Origin of the sequence: Hyphomicrobium sp. ghe19 (assembly GCF_902712875.1) — a bacterium.
GTDB lineage: Bacteria > Pseudomonadota > Alphaproteobacteria > Rhizobiales > Hyphomicrobiaceae > Hyphomicrobium_B.
On record NZ_LR743509.1, the window covers coordinates 3,055,079 to 3,072,733 of the forward strand.

General features: G+C 57.7%; 18 protein-coding genes and 1 pseudogene. 10 read left to right on the plus strand and 9 right to left on the minus strand.

Annotation, left to right across the window (positions count from 1 at the left end; all coding sequences use genetic code 11):
* The first annotated feature begins 21 nt into the window (after window positions 1-21).
* Both AACL53_RS14585 and AACL53_RS14590 read left to right on the plus strand, forming a co-directional pair.
* Complete coding sequence (locus AACL53_RS14585; protein WP_339085253.1) at window positions 22-888, plus strand: ABC transporter permease; 867 nt, start codon at window positions 22-24, stop codon at window positions 886-888.
* A complete protein-coding gene (locus AACL53_RS14590; protein ID WP_339085255.1) occupies window positions 888-1,721 on the plus strand; it encodes an ABC transporter permease in 834 nt (277 codons plus the stop codon). The genes AACL53_RS14585 and AACL53_RS14590 overlap by 1 nt, the downstream gene beginning before the upstream one ends.
* An 11-nt stretch (window positions 1,722-1,732) precedes the next feature.
* Here AACL53_RS14590 and AACL53_RS14595 read toward each other — a convergent pair whose 3' ends face one another.
* Window positions 1,733-2,539 carry a ribonuclease HII gene (locus AACL53_RS14595; RefSeq protein WP_339085256.1) on the minus strand — a complete coding sequence of 269 codons (807 nt, stop codon included), beginning with the start codon at window positions 2,537-2,539 and terminating at the stop codon, window positions 1,733-1,735.
* A gap of 92 nt (window positions 2,540-2,631) precedes the next feature.
* On the opposite strand from AACL53_RS14595, the gene AACL53_RS14600 reads away from it, so the two are divergent.
* Both AACL53_RS14600 and AACL53_RS14605 read left to right on the plus strand, forming a co-directional pair.
* Entirely contained in the window at window positions 2,632-2,850 is a 219-nt protein-coding gene (locus AACL53_RS14600; RefSeq protein ID WP_339085257.1) for a ChaB family protein, read from the plus strand.
* Between the two features lie 187 nt (window positions 2,851-3,037).
* Window positions 3,038-3,457 carry a CBS domain-containing protein gene (locus AACL53_RS14605; RefSeq protein WP_339085258.1) on the plus strand — a complete coding sequence of 140 codons (420 nt, stop codon included), beginning with the start codon at window positions 3,038-3,040 and terminating at the stop codon, window positions 3,455-3,457.
* Between the two features lie 100 nt (window positions 3,458-3,557).
* Here the strand turns inward: AACL53_RS14605 and AACL53_RS14610 are convergent, their stop codons facing one another.
* Window positions 3,558-4,166: a MarR family winged helix-turn-helix transcriptional regulator gene (locus tag AACL53_RS14610; RefSeq protein WP_339085259.1), complete on the minus strand. Its 609-nt coding sequence runs from the start codon at window positions 4,164-4,166 to the stop codon at window positions 3,558-3,560.
* 254 nt (window positions 4,167-4,420) lie between these two features.
* On the opposite strand from AACL53_RS14610, the gene AACL53_RS14615 reads away from it, so the two are divergent.
* Window positions 4,421-6,244 (plus strand): bifunctional diguanylate cyclase/phosphodiesterase, encoded by a 1,824-nt coding sequence (locus tag AACL53_RS14615; RefSeq protein WP_339085260.1) that lies wholly within the window; start codon window positions 4,421-4,423, stop codon window positions 6,242-6,244.
* Here the strand turns inward: AACL53_RS14615 and AACL53_RS14620 are convergent.
* The 4 genes from AACL53_RS14620 to AACL53_RS14635 all read right to left on the minus strand — a co-directional run bounded on the left by AACL53_RS14620 (window position 6,189) and on the right by AACL53_RS14635 (window position 10,019).
* Entirely contained in the window at window positions 6,189-6,656 is a 468-nt protein-coding gene (locus AACL53_RS14620) for a chemotaxis protein CheW (protein WP_339085261.1), read from the minus strand. The two genes, AACL53_RS14615 and AACL53_RS14620, sit on opposite strands and share 56 nt — an antisense overlap.
* Before the next feature lie 52 nt (window positions 6,657-6,708).
* Window positions 6,709-8,442, minus strand: a complete 1,734-nt coding sequence (locus AACL53_RS14625) for a globin-coupled sensor protein (RefSeq protein WP_339085262.1) — start codon at window positions 8,440-8,442, stop codon at window positions 6,709-6,711.
* A gap of 575 nt (window positions 8,443-9,017) precedes the next feature.
* Window positions 9,018-9,587: an HdeD family acid-resistance protein gene (locus tag AACL53_RS14630; RefSeq protein WP_339085263.1), complete on the minus strand. Its 570-nt coding sequence runs from the start codon at window positions 9,585-9,587 to the stop codon at window positions 9,018-9,020.
* Window positions 9,588-9,710: 123 nt separating this feature from the next.
* The gene (locus AACL53_RS14635) at window positions 9,711-10,019 is read right to left on the minus strand and encodes a hypothetical protein (RefSeq protein ID WP_339085264.1); all 309 of its coding nucleotides are present in this window, start codon (window positions 10,017-10,019) and stop codon (window positions 9,711-9,713) included.
* Window positions 10,020-10,421: 402 nt separating this feature from the next.
* Between AACL53_RS14635 and AACL53_RS14640 the strand changes: the two genes are divergently transcribed.
* Window positions 10,422-11,969, plus strand: coding sequence for a hypothetical protein (locus AACL53_RS14640; protein WP_339085265.1), 1,548 nt, complete (start codon window positions 10,422-10,424; stop codon window positions 11,967-11,969).
* Here AACL53_RS14640 and AACL53_RS14645 read toward each other — a convergent pair.
* Complete coding sequence (locus AACL53_RS14645) at window positions 11,953-12,210, minus strand: hypothetical protein (RefSeq protein WP_339087032.1); 258 nt, start codon at window positions 12,208-12,210, stop codon at window positions 11,953-11,955. The genes AACL53_RS14640 and AACL53_RS14645 overlap by 17 nt on opposite strands.
* On the opposite strand from AACL53_RS14645, the pseudogene AACL53_RS14650 reads away from it, so the two are divergent.
* Window positions 12,189-13,717, plus strand: a pseudogene (locus AACL53_RS14650) (FAD-dependent oxidoreductase). The gene AACL53_RS14645 and the pseudogene AACL53_RS14650 sit on opposite strands and share 22 nt — an antisense overlap.
* A 30-nt stretch (window positions 13,718-13,747) precedes the next feature.
* Here the strand turns inward: AACL53_RS14650 and AACL53_RS14655 are convergent.
* Entirely contained in the window at window positions 13,748-14,011 is a 264-nt protein-coding gene (locus AACL53_RS14655; protein WP_339085266.1) for a hypothetical protein, read from the minus strand.
* A gap of 432 nt (window positions 14,012-14,443) precedes the next feature.
* On the opposite strand from AACL53_RS14655, the gene AACL53_RS14660 reads away from it, so the two are divergent.
* Window positions 14,444-14,947, plus strand: a complete 504-nt coding sequence (locus AACL53_RS14660; protein ID WP_339085267.1) for an Hsp20/alpha crystallin family protein — start codon at window positions 14,444-14,446, stop codon at window positions 14,945-14,947.
* Window positions 14,948-15,046: 99 nt separating this feature from the next.
* Here AACL53_RS14660 and AACL53_RS14665 read toward each other — a convergent pair whose 3' ends face one another.
* Window positions 15,047-15,811, minus strand: a complete 765-nt coding sequence (locus AACL53_RS14665; protein WP_339085268.1) for a DUF2092 domain-containing protein — start codon at window positions 15,809-15,811, stop codon at window positions 15,047-15,049.
* Between the two features lie 285 nt (window positions 15,812-16,096).
* On the opposite strand from AACL53_RS14665, the gene AACL53_RS14670 reads away from it, so the two are divergent.
* Window positions 16,097-17,236, plus strand: a complete 1,140-nt coding sequence (locus AACL53_RS14670) for an FUSC family protein (RefSeq protein ID WP_339085269.1) — start codon at window positions 16,097-16,099, stop codon at window positions 17,234-17,236.
* A 27-nt stretch (window positions 17,237-17,263) separates the two neighbouring features.
* The gene (gene crcB, locus AACL53_RS14675; protein WP_339085270.1) at window positions 17,264-17,653 is read left to right on the plus strand and encodes a fluoride efflux transporter CrcB; all 390 of its coding nucleotides are present in this window, start codon (window positions 17,264-17,266) and stop codon (window positions 17,651-17,653) included.
* Window positions 17,654-17,655: the final 2 nt, after the last annotated feature.

A 17,655-nucleotide genomic window follows, 5' to 3' on the forward strand; every position in this document is an offset into this window, starting at 1 on the left:
CTTCCCGAAAGCCAAGATCACATGGCGGTTTCAGCCGAGAACAAGCGAAGGTTGGTGACCGCGGCCCTGGTTGGGCCCGCAGCGGTCTGGCTATTTACGTTTCTCGTGCTGCCCTTCACCGCCGTCGTCATTTTTGCATTCGGCGAGCGGGCGCCGGAGGGCGGCTATCAACCTGCTTTCACTCTTGCGCAGTTTGCCAATCTCGGAGCTCGTTCCGCAGCCTTTGTAAATACGCTGACGCTCGCTCCGATCGGGGCTCTCGCCTGTCTGCTGATCGCCTATCCGGTCGCTTATTATCTGGCGATCAAAGCCGATCAAAAATACCGGATGTTCCTCATCTCGCTGATCGTCATACCGTTCTGGACGAGCATGCTGGTCCGTACCTACGCGTGGATGTATCTGCTTGGCGCGCGCGGAATTCCTCATCTGCTCGAACTCGCCGGTATCGACGATGTGCGGCTTCTGAACACGCCGGGCGCAGTGCTGCTCGGCATCGTCTACGGCTACCTGCCGCTGATGATCCTGCCGATCTACGTCAGTCTCGAAAAGCTTGACCGGCGTTTGCTCGATGCCTCTGCCGATCTTGGTGCGTCACCCATCTCGACCTTTTTTGGCGTCACGCTGCCGTTATCGCTGCCGGGTGTGATGACGGGAGTCGCGCTGGTCACGATTTTGCTGCTCGGCGAATATCTGATCCCTCAGCTCCTCGGAGGAGGAAAGGTCTTCTTCATCGGCAATGCTTTGGTCGACCTCTTCCTGCAATCGCGTAACTGGCCGTTCGGATCTGCCATCGCCGTCACTCTCGTCGTGGTCGTCGTCGCGGTGCTTCTGGTGGCCATGCGCATTGCATGGCGCGTCTCCGGCACACGTCAGGTGGATCTGATCTGATGCGAGCGCTGGTTTTCGCCCTGTATCTGTTCCTCTACGCGCCGATTGCACTGGTGGTGCTCTTCTCATTCAATTCGGGCCGCAACGCGAGCGAGCTCGTCGGCTTCTCGACGCAATGGTACGGCCGCGCGCTTTCCAATCCTTTTCTCATGGACGCCCTTCAAACCAGTCTCATTGTCGCCTTCACCAGCGCGAGCCTTGCCGCGATTTTCGGCACCATGGCAGCGATCGGCCTAGAGCGCCTCGGTCAACGGACAAGAGCCGTCTTCGACGGGCTGCTTTCCGCTGCCATCGTCGTACCGGGCGTCGTCATCGGCATCGCGACGCTGGTGGCGCTTGTGGAACTGTTCTCGTTTTTGAATCCCGCGATCGCCGCCGTCTGGCCCGGGGCCGATCCACCGAAGCTTGGCCTCGGGTACGGCTCGATCGTCGCGGCGCATGGGTTGTTCACCATGGCTCTGGTGACGATGATCGTGAGGGCGCGCCTCGCAAGCCTCGGCCGGGACATCGTCGAGGCATCGAGCGACCTTTACGCGACCCCGCTGACAACGTTCCGCGAGATTGTATTTCCGCAGATCGCTCCATCCATCCTTGCCGGGTTTCTGCTCGCCTTCACGTTTTCTTTCGATGACTTCATCATTGCGTTCTTTGTGGCGGGCTCGAAAACAACGCTGCCGATTTACGTCTTTGCCTCGATCAGGCGCGGCATCACGCCCGAGATCAACGCTATCGCGACGATCGTTCTCGTCGCCTCGCTCGTCCTCATCGTCATGGCCCGCTTCCTGACGCGCGAGAAGAAGCTGAAGTCCGGCGACGTGGTTCAAAAGGCCTGAGCAGAGCCTGCTTACGTCGATGAATCTGATGCAGGAAGCTCAGGCAGCCCGAGCACTTCTCGCACCGGTGCGAATGAACGGCGATGGATGGGGCAAGCACCAAGCCGCTTCAGAGCAGCGACATGCTCGCGAACCGGATAGCCCTTGTGTTTCGAAAAGCCGTAACCCGGGTGCTCGGCGTCGAGCTTGTCCATCAGCTGGTCGCGTGCCGTCTTGGCGAGAATGGATGCTGCGGCGATCGTCAGACTTTTCGCATCGCCGCCAATGATAGCCTGCTGCTCTATATTGACGTCCTTTATACGCCGCGCATCGATGAGAAGATGTTCGGGAGCCGATTGAAGCCCTTCAACAGCGCGGCGCATCGCAAGGATGCCAGCCCAGTAGATATTTATTGAATCGATTTCGGGGACTTCCGCGAAACCTACCGACCAAGCGAGAGCGGACTCCTTGATTTGCACGGCAAGCCGATTGCGGGCCACAGCGCTCAGCTTCTTCGAGTCATCAATGCCCGGAATCCGCGAGCCAGGTTTGAAAATTACAGCAGCTGCGGCGACAGGACCTGCGAGTGGGCTCATGCCCGCCTCGTCGATGCCCGCGACATGCACGATGCCTTTCGCCCACAGCGCGTTCTCATACCGCAGTAAATTCCGAAGACGCTGCCCCTCGGAGCGATTTGCAAAGCGTCGGCGCGCAATGGCTTCCAAGATGGCTTTGGCGCCTGGCCGAGGGTCAGCCGCGAGCGCCAACTCGGTGACTGCATCAAGAGGTTGCGCTTCGATCAAATAGCGCTGTCGTATGTAGGCGAGTGAGATGGTCATAACCAGTTAAACATACTCAGAACGAGGGCCACGAGTTTAGCGTCATTTGGTTGCAAATTTCGGTCAAGTTTTGTTCTCCGGAGAAGTCCGAAATGCCTTATCCAAACAATCATAGCCTGCCGCCGTCAGTTCGTGATCACCTTCCTGAGCACGCTCAGGATATTTATCGCGCCGCATTCAATCATTCGTTCGAGGCGCACATCGGCGATCCCCGGCAGGAGGAGGCCTCGCATCGTATAGCATGGGCGGCCGTCAAGCGTGATTACGTGAAGGTCGGGCCCCGTTGGGTCGCGCGAAGCGATGTGGAATGACCCATTCCTTCCTTCCCATGGCGCCTCGGGATCAATTGTTCTAGACGCTAGCGTTCGCCATGAACGATGCGCTGTTTCGGCAGTTCTTCATCCAAGTTGCGGCGTTGTGGGCGCATCGCCGTGTCGATGGCGTGCGATAAGCCGCTCAGGAGATTTTAAAACTGGATGCATGAAGGGAGTTCCTGTCATGAAAGTGATGGAGGCAATGCACAAAGGCGCCGAATGGGTCAGCCCTGAAACGCCGCTAAACCAGATCGCGCAGATGATGAGAAACCTTGATATCGGTTGTTTGCCCGTCGGGAAAAACGACCGGCTCGTCGGCATGGTGACCGATCGCGACATCATATGCCGCGGGCTTGCCGACTCTTCCGATCCGTCGAAGCTCACCGCCGAAAGCGTGATGACCAAGGGTATCGTCTACTGCAAGGCGGAAGAGGACCTGGAGGATGCCCTGCACATCATGGAAGAGAAAAAGATCCGACGCTTGCCCGTCATCGACGACAACAAGCGGATGGTCGGGATGCTGAGCATCGGAGACATTTCGCATTGTGTCCCTCGCGATCTCTCCGGCGAGGTCATTTCTGCGGTGTCTGCTCATCACCATTAATGGGCTCATCGGCCCGTAACGCTGCGCGACCGGTCGACGCCCAGCATAGATGATCGGGTTCGGCCGGTTAGCCGCCATCAGATCGCGCTTGCCGTTGCGGTCAACCCGGGCCCCGACTTTGAGGGCCCTGAAATTCCCGCAGCGCCTGGAAGTTTTTGCAGAGATAGGTGAGTTCGGAGTCCGCGATATAGAAATTCAAAAGTTTGCAAAGATATTGATTGCTGCGGGCGGCGTTCGGGCCCCTCGTCTGGCGCGTCAGCAGAAATGCGCAATCCCTGCACGTACCGAAGGGACGGCGCGGTTGCTCTCCACCGATATTCGCCAATAGATAGCGCAGAACATCGCGAAGATGCAGCATGTCCGCGGCGCTTAGATCGTCAATCTCATGCCCAAGGTGCGCGAGCGGATCGTCTTCCATGACCGCACGTCCTGTTTCGGTAACAGTAAATACCGAGCTTCGCGCATCGCGTGCGGAGATATCGCGCTCGACGTAGCCAGCTTGTTCGAGACATTTGATCGTCTGTGAAGCCGTGCCCGCGGTGGTCGCCTGATACTGAGCCAGTCCCGTGAGGGTACGGCTGTAGGCGTTGGATCGCGAGAAATAGCGAAGGGCGATCCACTGCGCGGCCGTCAATTGGTCTCCGTCGTTTTCCGCAAGTAGCGCGCGACTCAACTGCAAAAGGACGTCGACAACCTCTTTCGCAACCATTCTTCCCCCGAACCTGCAGAGCCTTCATACCCGAATCCAGCGTCCCAAAGTCAACAAAAAATAAGGAACAGAAAATGGAATTGACCCGACCGAAACGCAAGGAACTAGTTTCGTATCGCAAGCATCGATTTTCGCGGTGACTCAATATGTCCGGCTGATAGATAGCGTCGACGCAAATTGGTCGCCGATTTAGAATTTGCTTCACCATATCACTCTCACACTGCGGGCGACTGCTTGCAGTGGAAAATTGCCAAATGAGCTTCGCCCCCGGAATAGAGCACGACGAGAAAAATGGAGACGCTCTCTCCTTCGGCGCATTGCGGCGTGATCTGAGGCTTACCGTCGAGCAAGAGCTCGCCTCGACGATCCTTTCTTGCACGCACGAAGCCGTCATCATAACCGACGCCAGCGGCAGCATCATCAGCGCCAACGCAGCGTTCTCGCGGATAACGGGCTACTCGGCTGACGATATCCGCAACCAGAACATGCGCGTTCTTCAATCGGGCATGCATCCGAAGTCGTTTTATGAAGCAATGTGGAATTGCCTCAAGGCGAATGATTGTTGGCATGGCGAAATTTGGAACAGGAAGAAGAACGGGGACATTTACCCGGCGCTACTCACAATCAACGCCGTCCGTTCCGAGTCTGGCGAGCTGACACACTATGTCGGCAGCAGCGCCGACCTCACTCCGATCAAATCATCGCAGCGGGAACTCGAGCGCCGCGCGCAACACGATGACCTGACCGGACTTCCAAATCGGCGCCTTCTCACGTCGCGGCTTGATCAAGCGCTCGCGCGAGCAAATGCCAAGCAATCGACGGGTGCCGTCATTTTCGTTGGTCTCGACCGATTCAAACTTGTCAACGACAGCCTCGGACATTCCGCCGGAGACGAGGTTTTGATACGCGCAGCCGAGCGCCTTTCCTCCTTCGTGCGAACCTCAGACATGGTTGCCCGGTTCGGAGGCGACGAGTTTGGGTTGCTTTGCGAAGGGACGCCGCGCTCAACGCTTGGCGATCTCGTCAGCCGGATTCTAGATCAGTTATGCCAGCCGTATTTTCTTTCCGGGGGACGGCAAGTGTGGCTTGGCGCAAGCGCCGGGATCAGCCTATTTCCCGATGACGGACGCGACGCTGCGTCGTTGATACAGTACGCAGACGCGGCGCTCTATCACGCAAAGTGCGCTGGCAAGGGCACGTATCGCTTCTTCTCGACCCGCTTGACCGAAGCAGCCAACACACGCCTTTCGGCTGACCTGCAATTGAGGCAAGCGCTCGCGCGCGAAGAGTTCATCCTCCACTATCAGCCTCTTGTTTCTATGCCCGGTGGCAAGGTGACGGGTCTTGAGGCCCTCGTCCGCTGGAAGACTGCGAACGGCAAGGTCGTGCCGCCGGGGGACTTCATCCCTGCCGCCGAAGAGACGGGACTTATCGTTCCTCTTGGCGAATGGGTGCTTCGGACCGCGTGCCGCGATATGAAAGAACTTCTTGCCGGCGGTGCGGACCTCAAGACGATGGCGGTCAACGTGTCGGCTCAGCAGCTCCACCACGCCGGATTTGTCGATACGCTTCAAAGCATCCTGAAGGAGTTTGATCTCAACCCTTCCGTGGTCGAACTCGAAATAACCGAAGGCACGCTCATGGGGCAAGGCAAAGCCCCTGTGGCTATTCTTCATGCTTTAAAGGCCTTGGGATTGCGGCTCGCCATCGACGACTTCGGCACCGGCTATTCGTCGTTGGCATATCTTCAAAAGCTGCCGATCGACAAGCTCAAGATCGACCGCAGCTTCGTTTCGGATTTGGAATCCGGAGGTGCTGCGCAGGCCATCGCCGCGGCCATCATCGGTCTCGGCCGGAGCTTACGCCTCGAGGTTCTCGCTGAGGGCGTCGAAAACCGCTTCCAACTGGACTTTCTCGTGAACAACGGATGCAGAGAAGCACAGGGATATTATTTCGGACTTCCTATCCCTAAGGAAGCACTGCCTGCTTTAGGAGGGATCAAGTGGAGGCGAGAGGCGACCTCTACGCGGCGTGCTGATCCACGGCCGGCAGCACCGTATTCAAAGCAAGAAGGCTGACCATGCGGCCGTCGATCGGGATGACGCCACGCACGAATGACTTGGCCATATCAGAGGCGACTTCGGGCGTCGGCTGAACCTGCGCCAAATCAATGGTCAGAATGTCGGAGACGCCATCGACGAGCAGGCCAATCACTTGCTCGCCCTGCTGAGTGACGACGATGGCGTGACGCGCAGTTGGCTCGGCCGGCGGGAACCCCAGCCGGGCCGCGAGGTCGACAATTGGCAGCACGATGCCACGCAGGTTGACCACGCCGCATAGGAAACTCGGCGCATGAGGAAGCGGTGTGGCCGGCGTCCAGCCACGGATCTCCCGTACCGCCACCACGTCTATACCGAAGTCCTGGTTGCCTACGCGAAACGCCAAAACTTCGAGAGTTTTCGTTCCCTCAGTCATTTGGTTCTCGATCATTGCTCAGCCTCGGATCGGACTTCGATCAATCATGGTCATGCGTCGAGAAACGTTAAAATTCCTCCCATCCCTCCTCTGGTTTGCGCACTGCGGATGAACCTCCCGACGAGGACGGGGCTTTCAAAGCCGTGGCCCGGACGTCGTGCCTGGACTTTGCCGCCCCGGGCTTCACGTTCGATTGCCGCGCGGCCGTCATTTGAGCCGACGTCTGCCTCAGCGCCCTGATCGACGAGTTCTGATTGACCTTGAACTCACTGATGAGGTCTGAAAGCTGGTTCGTCTCCTCAGTCAGCGAGTGGCAAGCTGCCGTCGTTTCTTCCACCATCGCGGCATTTTGCTGAGTGGTCTGATCCATGGCGTTGATCGCGGTGTTGATTTGCTGCAATCCACCGGCCTGCTCCTGGGAGGCGCCGGCGATCTCGGCGATCATCTGATTGATGCCGACGACATGGGAAATAATCTGCTCTAGCGTCTTGCCACTTTCGGCTACATAGCGTGCTCCCTGCTCGACCTGTCCACTCGATGTCGAGATGAGCGTCTTGATCTCTTTGGCTGCTTCAGCCGAGCGCTGCGCGAGGGCGCGGACCTCGGAAGCAACCACTGCAAATCCGCGTCCGGCGTCGCCGGCGCGCGCGGCTTCGACACCAGCGTTCAGCGCCAGCAGATTTGTCTGAAAGGCGATTTCATCGATCACACTGATGATCTGAGTTATCTGCCTTGAAGATTTCTCGATGTTTTCCATCGCATCGACCGCTTGGCGAACAACTTCGCGGCTCGATTCGGCGGCGTTCTTGGCTGCTGCGGCCGTATCACGGGCATGGGCTGCGCCCTCCGACGACTTTTTGACTGTCATCGTGATCTCTTCGAGAGCAGCCGCCGTTTCTTCGAGGCTGGCCGCCTGCTGCTCCGTGCGGCGAGAGAGGTCGTCGGCAGCGGCCGCTATCTCGTAAGTTCCCGACGTCATCTTCTGCGAGCTTGCGATGACGGATTGCAAGGTCACGTCGAACTGCTCGAGCGCCGCGTTGAATTCTTTCTGCAGCTTGTGATAGGCGCCCGGCAGATCGTCGGTCAATCGGAACGACAGGTCTTTTGCGGCGAGTTTTGCGACGGCCGCCCCAATCGAAGTGGATACCATGGCGCGTTCGCGACCGATCGCCTCCTCTTCGGCTTGTCGCTCCGCCTCGCGTCTCGCCTGCTCTGTCCGGATACGCTCGGCTTCGGCGTCCTCCTCGTACTTGCGTCTCGCTTCCTCGGCAGCCTCGACATAGACCGAAATGGAGAAATCTATGTCGAGCATCATTGCCTTGACGAGCGCACCGACGCATCGCCCAACATCTTCAGCGTCAGTTTTCTTCCGGCCAAAAGAAAATCCTGACGGCCACATTTCGTTGACCACCGAACGAATGAGGTGTTCGACGACGATAGCATAACCACCGATATACCATCGGGGCTCAAGACCGATGCGTGCATGCGTCTGGCCAACTCTACGCACATTAGAAACGTAGCGTGCATCGAAATCCGCATTGCTTATCGACGCCCAGTGGTTGACCTGGGCCGACTTGGCCGCAACCATGTGCGTCTCGCTTTTGAAGAATTTCCGCGTTTCCGGAGTCTTGCGGATCATCTCGTAAAACATGCCGAGCGCAACGGGCAGCTCACGGTCGATGATGGGTTTAATACTGCGGATGCTTTTCAATCTCTCGTCGTCGAGTTGAATAAAGGACATACGTTCGGCCAACCCGCCATCAGATGCAGAAGCCGCGTTGTAATGCGCACCGTGACTCATATCGCCCCCCGGGTTTATGCCCAATGTCCGTTTGCAATCCTCGATCCGATATCGCGCGCGCTATTGCCTTATGGCTTCCCTAGCCCCGTGCCTCAACAGTTCGCAGCGCATCGGCAGAATAGAATCAGCACGCTGACTGTGCGCTGATTTGCGCTCGATCGGCGTGTCGATAATGAGGATCGATAATTTTTTGATGCGTTCGCTTGCGACTGAAATGGAAGCCTGTTCGTTACGCAATCAGATGTTTTTTATTCGCAATTAACAGTCGGCGGAAGATCCAAGGCACGAGCTTCTGAGCTGATAGGTTCAGTCGCCGCGCTGGCGGCTCGTTGACCAATAGCTCGGCTTCGTCGATATGGAGCGTTTGATCGGCGCATCTAGACGCATCTCGACAATGGATGCCACGGATCCGGCACCCTGTAGCGCGCGGTCCCGACCGCGAGCTTCTCCGTCGAGCTTGTGAGCATCACATCTTCCGCCAGCCCTCGTCCATCATGTCGAAGGCTGGGCATGTCGAAGGCTGGCATCTGCCGCTCAATTGCCGGACGGCGCTCACCCGGCTTGTGCGGGACCCGCTAGGCTGGGATGGCACTTCGCTCATGACGCAAACGGCCGCCGAGCGATATCCACCACAGTCCGTGAAGCACAAGGTCGATCGCGACCACGAGGCCCAGGACCCACAAACCGCTGGCAGGCCATTTCGAAAGAATGACAAGGCCAGCAGCAATGCCGACTATCCCCGAAGCCAACAGCAGCCAACCGTACCATTGCCAGTACTCGACCGCCTGGACGATACGGACGGCACCCGAGGCGATGAGTGACAGCGCGAAGACCAGAGTGAGTACGACGGAGGCTCGTGCTGGATCGGATACAAGCATCAACCCACAAACAGCGTACAGAAGTCCTATGAGTAGCCTGACTACGAAGCCGCGCCAGTGTGGGGCCGCGAAGGCCTGAAATACTTCGGCTGCGCCAGCGATGAGGAGTACGATGCCGATAACAAATGCGCTGATCAGGGTTGCAGCGACGACGTCGCCCAAGAGGAAGAGGCCGGCCACAATAAATATGGCGCCGACCAGCATCGCTCCCCACCAGCTTTGATTTTCTGCTCCCGAATGAGACTCTAGAGTTGGCCTGAATGTCATGGCTATCTCCTAAATACCCTACGAACGAATTGAAAATTCTCAGCTGCGACCGGCGCACCTGCGGGGAGCAGGAAACGCCGATCGCGTTTTCAATGAACGACCTCAGTCAGGCGCGATGACATTCTACTTGTCCGGTGTGTCCGGGCTCTTCGGGCTCGTCATTTTCGGCACTTCGTTGCTCATTGAATTCGTGGCGGGAAGTTTGCCTTCGTCGCCCATTCTATGAGACGTGCCTGCGGTGCCCGTGCTCGATCCGGTGTCAGCGCCCATTTCTGGAACTCGACTATTCACGGCGCCACTTGGCGGAAGCTTGCCTTCTTCGCCGAACGTGTGGCGCGTTGGGTCTGTGGCCGACTGATCTTCGGCGATTGCCAGTGTCGTCGCCGCGGAAAGAGAGAGTGCGGCGAATGCGGTCGCGATAATATACTTCATCGTTTGGACTCCTTGGTGATCGGCGATTCCTCCAAGTGTCCCCCGTCTATTGGGCAGTATAGCGCGCTATGTCCGCAACCTCTCTTATGTTTGTGTTTAAAAATCGCGATAATTTTTGCTCAGCTCGCGGCGCTATTCTGTTCGAAATCATGCGTCTCCGACTGCATCGTGTGAAACGGCAATTGTTAGCGTTAATGCAGCGAGCGGTTGGCAAATTAAAACAGCGAGCGTAATTCTCGCGTTATACGAGACTTTTTTCGTCTGACTATTTCGTCGAATTAGAGCGGCTGCTCAAATGCACTGACCGCGTCTCGCCTGACCACATCCTCTGCGCTTTCCAAGTCTCTCGCCGATCACGCGCTTGTTCTCACGAGGTGTCTCCCCCAACCGCGAGGAATTCAAATGGAACGAAGAGCCTTCCTAGTCGGCACTGCGACTGCTGTCACCGGATTGGCCGCCCGGCCCGCCGCCTCTCAATCTCCTCCGGCCGCCGGCCAGCCTCTAGCACCCAGCGACATCGAAGCGGCCGTCGCGCGATTGCGCAAGCAATACCTCGCGGAGTTCGATCCGGCCTACGTCGAGAATGTTATCGTTCCGCATTTCCTGGTGAGCACATATCAGGGCGAGCGGCTGCATCTACCGATGATCGACGTGAAGTTCACCAAGGAAAATGCGCTTCCCTACGACCTCTGGGGATTGCTGAGCGAAAGCTGGAAGCCTGCTCCGCAAGATGGCGTCACCGTCTTTCTTCAGGGACTGGAAAAGCGAGGACCCGACAATCGCCGCAAGCGCATTTACATGTCGGCCCTGACGCCGGATTTGTATGGGCCGATGTACAGCCAGAAGGTTGACGCCTTCTTTGACAAGCTGCTCGACGAGCGCAACGCGAACCGGCCTCTGATGCGGCCTTATCTGGAAACGTATTTCGACCTCTACTGGGATTTGCATCTCGGCGTTAAGGGCGACGCTGTTCCGGCAAGAGTTCGCCAGATCGGAGAGAGCTTCAACACCGTTCTTGCGTATCGTGATCCGACGCAGAAGATCGTCTACGACAACTACATGGTCGTGCGCGAGAACCTGGCGTTCCTGAAATCGTGGATCGACAAGAAGATCACCGATCTCAATAGCGGTGCAACGCCCAACCCCGAAAAGACGTTCACTTACTACTGGATCAAGAACGCCGGCGACGGAGAACATTTTGCGCACCAAGATGTGGTCTTCGAAGTCTTTCATAACTTCGTGGCACTGAGCCAATGGGGCAACACGCTTTACAACATCATGCTCAGACTCGCGAAGGATAGCGGCGATCCTGATACCCAGGCCTGGTTCAAGAAGACGATGGAAGGCGATTACGACAACGCCGGAAGCAATGCCTTCACACCGCTCGAGCGGTTCGTCATGGAATTGTTCCGCACGATCACTCCGAACGGCGGAAGCATTTCGGCGATGAACGAGGTGAGGACACCGCCCTATCAGCGATTTGGGTACGTCGTCAGCCCGCATTGGGACACGAGCTTCGATCCTGTGCAGTGGAAGAACCCAGATAAGTTCGACCCCGATCGGTATATCGACGCGCCGACAAGTCATCAGATCAACGAAGCCAAATCCGAGCAAATCGGCTTTGCCAAGTGCCCGTTCGATAGGACGTCATTCGAAGTTCGCGATGGCCGAAAGGCCACCATAAATAATAGCGCGTTCGGCACGATCTACGGCATCGTCGAAAACAAGCCGCTGCCTGTGTGCGACCACGCGGGCTTTGCGCCGTTTGGCTTCGGCTACCGGCGCTGCCCCGGCGAGCAGCTGACCATCCAGGTCTTTGAGGACTTTCTGCGGAAGGTTTGGAAGAAGAGGATCGACTTTCAGAAGCTCGACGTCGCCAATCCGGAACCGCTTCCGATCGGTCCCACCACGGTCATCGCGGACAATGTCGGGTTTACCAGGATGGTCTAGCATAACGGTGCAGGGCGTTACCAAAGCATTTGATTATCAAAACCGCCATGCGTCGGCGCCCCTTGCTGTCTATCATATCGGCAATTTCGCCAGGGGTATTACCGGCGGCCTCCGCCCGCATCGCCATCCAGCTTTGTCCGCCGCCTTCGGGCAGAAATAATTTTATTGCGGTCAGCCCTGCGATAACTTCACGCTCTTTCAGATGCGGAGACTGATGCGATGTCTGAAACTGCGCAGCCAAGTGGGCCGGACTTAACGAAAGGAATCGCAGCCTCGGACCTGTCCACCGGCGCAATGCTGCTTGGTCATGTCGGCGACGATGCGGTTCTGGTCGCCCGGCAAGGCGAAGAAATCTTCGCAATCAGCGCAATTTGCACGCATTACAATGGCCCTCTCGCCGATGGCCTTCTTGTCGACGACACTGTCCGCTGCATCACGCCTGCTTCAGCTTTCGCACTGGGGAGGCATTGCGCGCGCCAGCACTCAACCCCGTGTCTTGCTGGCGCGTCGAGCGCGATGGCGACATGCTATTCGTGCGCGAGAAGTTGAAAGTCGATCGCAAGCATGCGCGGAGCGGCACCGAGTTGCGCTCGGTCGTGATCATCGGTGGCGGTGCGGCCGGCAATGCCGCCGCAGAGATGTTGCGCCGTTACGGATATGACGGAAGCATCACCATGCTGAGCTCGGACGATGCGTTACCTTATGACCGGCCCAATCTGTCGAAAGATTTTCTTGCGGGGACAGCCCCCGCGGATTGGATCCCGCTGCGCTCGGCAGACTTCTACGAGAAGAAGCGGATCGATGTGCGCCTCGGTGCTCGCGTCGCCTCGATCGATGCGACTGCCCGCGTTGTGACGCTGGAGGATGGCGGGCGCGTCGAGTTCGACGCTTTGCTACTCGCGACCGGAGCCTCTCCAGTTCGGCTCGACATTCCCGGCGCGAATCTCGCAAAGCTGCGCTACCTGCGCACGTTCGATGACAGCGTCGCACTGATCGACAAGGCCATGACTGCTAAACGCGTCGCTGTAATCGGCGCCAGCTTTATCGGCTTGGAGACCGCGGCGGCGCTGCGCGAGCGCGGCCTCGAGGTGCATGTGATCGGTCCGCAATCGCGTCCGCTGGAACGTGTTCTCGGGCCGGAACTCGGCGACATGATCAGAGCCATTCACGAGGAGCATGGCGTTAAATTTCACTTGGGCACGAGTGCGGCTGCGATCGACGAGAGAGGCGTCACTCTCAAGAGTGGAGAAGCCATCGAGGCGGATCTCGTCGTCGCCGGCATCGGCGTTCATCCCGAGGTGGCGTTGGCCTCGCAAGCGGGCCTTCGCGCAGACAACGGTATTATTGTCGATGAGTATTTGCGGACAACCGCGGACGGCATCTTCGCAGCCGGAGACATCGCTCGCTGGCCCGACCCGCATACGGGAGCTTCCATTCGCGTCGAACATTGGGTCGTCGCCGAGCGACAGGGGCAGACGGCTGCGCGCAACATTCTCGGGCACAACGAGCGATTCGACGCTGTGCCGTTTTTCTGGAGCCAGCATTACCATGTCGCGATCCGCTATGTGGGGCACGCCGAACGCTGGGACAAGATTGAAATCGACGGCGATCCCGCGGCCCGCGATTGCAAGGTCAGCTACTTCCAAGCAGGTCGAAAGATAGCGGTCGCTACGGTATCGCGCGATCTCGCGAACCTTCAAGCCGAGCTAGAACTGGAGCGGGAGAACTTTCAGCGCCTCCAGCCGTAAGCATTTCTCCATTCAGGGCCGACTATCGATCTAACCCGTCGTTCCGGATTGGCGTTTGACGATATCGATCGGATTCGAGGATCCTTCCACAGCGCGCTCTTTGGCGGCGCGATCCGCTTCATCATCCGAATAAAGGTTCTTGACCGCCTCGTCCTGAGCCTTGCTGACAGCAGCTTGCCGCTTCCGCGTTCGTTGAACTCCGTAGAATATCATAATGCCGAGAATGATCGGCGCCACGATGTAAGCCAACACCTGGAACAGGTTGCTGACGCCTTGGCTGGGTACGTCGGTCATTGCTCTGACTTTCGAAAGCGGGGCGATTTTGGGTAACAGTCGCTGGTGCAATGAGTTCCAGCATTATCGTCGACGCCCCCAGAGCGAAACGTCACTGTTCCGCGTAGATCGAGCAGCACCCGGCGCGAACTGCACGTTGGCGTGCTCAGCACAAATCTCCAGGTTTTGTTCAGAGATCATAAAGATGCTTGGCTAACACTTACCCCTCGCTTAAAGGCCCGGCATTCTGCAACAGGCTGCCGAACAGTGGCGCGCCAATCGATGCCGTGACGCTCTATCAGTTTCAACCGCCAGGAGCCAGGCACTGCGCGGTGGACGAAGAGGCGAGCGTATCGCGGCCCCAAAAGGCAAACGCCGTCGGCTAACTGCATCGCGTGTGGCCCGGCCGCAAACCCGAAACCTCGTGAATCAAAGCAACGAAAGGATCTCGTCATGAAACTGAGACACCAAGTTCCCTCGACACTGCGCAATGACATAACCCGCTCAGGCGCTGTACTCTTTGGCCCTTTGCACCGCGAGATCGATCGCTTGTTCGATGATTTCTCACAAGGGCTCGCGGCCCAGCACAAAATGCCTAATCTTCTGCCCAACATCGACGTCGCCGAAAACAGTAAGGAAATAGACATTTCCGTCGAGATGCCGGGACTAGAGCGCAGTGATGTCGACATTTCTCTCGAAGACAACGTGCTGACGATCCGAGGCGAGAAAAGGATAGAGTCAAATCGGGAGGACAAAAATGTTTATGTCAGCGAACGTGCCTACGGGACTTTTCTTCGAACGATTGAGCTACCGGCCGGCGTCGATTCGTCCAAGGTCAATGCCGCCATGTCAGACGGCGTGCTGAAGATCACAATTCCGAAGCCCGCCCACACCGAATCCAAGAAGATCGAGGTGAAAGAGGGCAAGAACGGCAAGCCATCTACGCGGGCTCAGTAAGTCACGCGACTTTACGACAGCGGCGTGAGTGTGAGCACATATTGCCCTGCTATTGCCCTGCCGAGTTTCGGCGGGGCTTCTTTCAGGAACAGCGCGTGTCTATTGCGGCGACGCCAATGCGCTGCCGACATCGGTCTTCTTGGCTCCCGGCGGCGGCGAAAACACGAAAGTATCCGGAGAGAAATTCGGTGCCTTTTCCCAAGTGAATTCGTTGACCTGTGATGTCGCGGATGGATCATCCACGTCGCCGCTGACGAGCTTGCATGGCAGATGAGGCGCCGGCAATTCTAACCACACATCCCATTTCTCAACCATCGATGTCACGATGAAACGATCGCATTCGCGTGCGCCGACGGTTCCTGCACCCTTGGCGGCAATCTGGATAGAAGCTAGACCGTCTGACGCTTGATCGAGTGCTGCGAAAAAATCGAAAATGCGCGCCTGAAACCCCATGAGACCGGCAAGCAAGGACATGTTTCCTTGCACAGTCTCGCGGGCCGCGACCTGCGCGTACGTCTTTTGAGGAACGTTATAAATCGTCAACACGGTGCCATCGGACACGTATTCATACGAAGCGTTCCGGGCCGAAACCTCGATCCGAAACTGATTGGGCTTCCGGACTAGAAAGTGCGCCGAGCCTTGCGACTGGATATCCAGGACATTGCTGGATGTGTGGAAGGATGTTTTAAAGTCCATCGTCTGTTGGGCATCTATAAACGCTCGAAGCTCCTTGAGAGCTGGGGGAAGTGACGAAGCTGCGCCAGGAGCCGATGGAACGCCTTTCTCCGCCTCCATCGCCGTCTGAGCGCTGGCCGGGCCCACTATTAGACAAAACAAGAAATAAGCGACTGCGCGACTAAACATGGAACGACGCCCCAGATCTCATATTCATATTTGCGCCAATGACGAATTAGCACCGGCACTCTGGCTACTCGAGAATGGCAGATGCGCATTAACATCATTTAGATTTTGATTTTCTTCCGCAAACTTCTCAGCATGTCGTCAATGCGATGTGAAAATCGCGCTTCGCTATTAATCCGCATGCGTTCTTTATATCCAAGAGCCGCACGAAAGCTCACGCGCGGGGACGGAACGCGGCTGAGGCTGCAGCATTAACAAGAGTTGGCTCTGCGCCCGCTCGGAGGGAACATGCATTTCCCAAAGATGCCTGTTCCCACACCTGATGTTTGGAAGGCCGGCCTACGCACGGCGGTCGCCGGCGGGCTCGCTTATGGTGTCGCGGAGTTTTTCGCCCTCCCCCAGGGCTTTTGGGCCGTCGTAACAGCCATTGTGATCATGGCGCAGCCGCGGGTCGGTGCGTCACTCAAAGCCGGCGCCGATCGCTTTGTTGGCACGATCGTCGGTGCATTGGCCGGCTTTTTAGTTGCCACGATAACTCCGTCGACGGTGTTCGGCACGGCGAGCGGCTTAGTCGTTTCTATCGGAATTCTCGGGATGCTGGCAGCACGCGATTCAAGCTTCCGTGTTGCGCCAATGACGGCTGCGATTGTGCTCATAAGCCCAGCCAGCCATGCCGTGGCCTGGATCTCGGCGTTGCATCGCGTGATCGAGATTTTTATCGGCTGCATCATCGGCATCCTTGTGTCGCTGTTCGTCGCGCCAGCGCGGTCTGATACGGCAATGCGGGACGAGGCAAACCATGCGCTGACACTTCTCGCTAACCTGATATCGCTTTCCGTCGATCGCCAGGAAGGCAAGCCGGTCGACAGCGAGATTTCGAAGGCGAATAAAGATATCGACGGTTCCTACCGCAGAATCGCGACGCTCACGAAGGAAGTCGCGGAGGAGGAAGCCACCCATATTGCGCGAAGCACCCTCGATCCGGCGCGCCTGCGGCATAACCTGATCGATCTGCGGTCGGCGGTATTCGTCCTCCGCAGCGTCTCCCGGAAGCCGTGGCCGGCGGCCTTCGGCGACGCGATGATCGTCCCAACCCGCGTGGTCACGGCTGAGATCTGTGACTACATGCTGGCCCTGGGAGCCGCGATTACCTCCGCTCGCTCCACACCGTCTAAAGAAATTTTGAGTACAGGATTTGTTGCGTATTCTTCGGCCGCTGCCGCGGCCCTCGATGCATGGCGAACAGGTGCTGGTGTGCAACCGACCGGTAACGCCGGCAAATCCGCCCTGGCCGATCCGCCAGCTCTCGGCAAGTCCGGCCCCGACTACATTTCAAATGTCTCTTTTGCGCTTGAGCAGATTCGCTACGCGCTCGATGCGCTCGCCGACTGCATCGATGGCCGTTCCGATGAGGCGACGAGTACGTAACCACACGACTGTCCGAAGGAGATCACAATGACTGCTCTGGACGTGATGTGGGTCGGCCTCGGCGGTGGGATCGGATCGTTGCTGCGTTGGTGGGTCGGGCACGTTACAGGACGCGTCTATCACGGCTCCTTTCCGCTCGGGACTTTTCTGATCAATATTACCGGCGCCTTCATCATCGGCTATCTGTCGGAACTCTTCTCCGTCGACTGGCGCGACCGGTACGGAGCATCTTTGAATTCCGGTGTTCTGACCGGATTCCTCGGGGGCTACACGACCTTCAGCAGTATGCAGCTCGATGCCGCCAAGCTCAACGCATCGAATGGCGCGGGCTACGCTACGTACTATCTGGTGCTGTCAACGATTGTCGGTCTGATCGCCGCGTGGTGCGGGTTCGCGCTCGCCCGCCTACAGGGATAAGG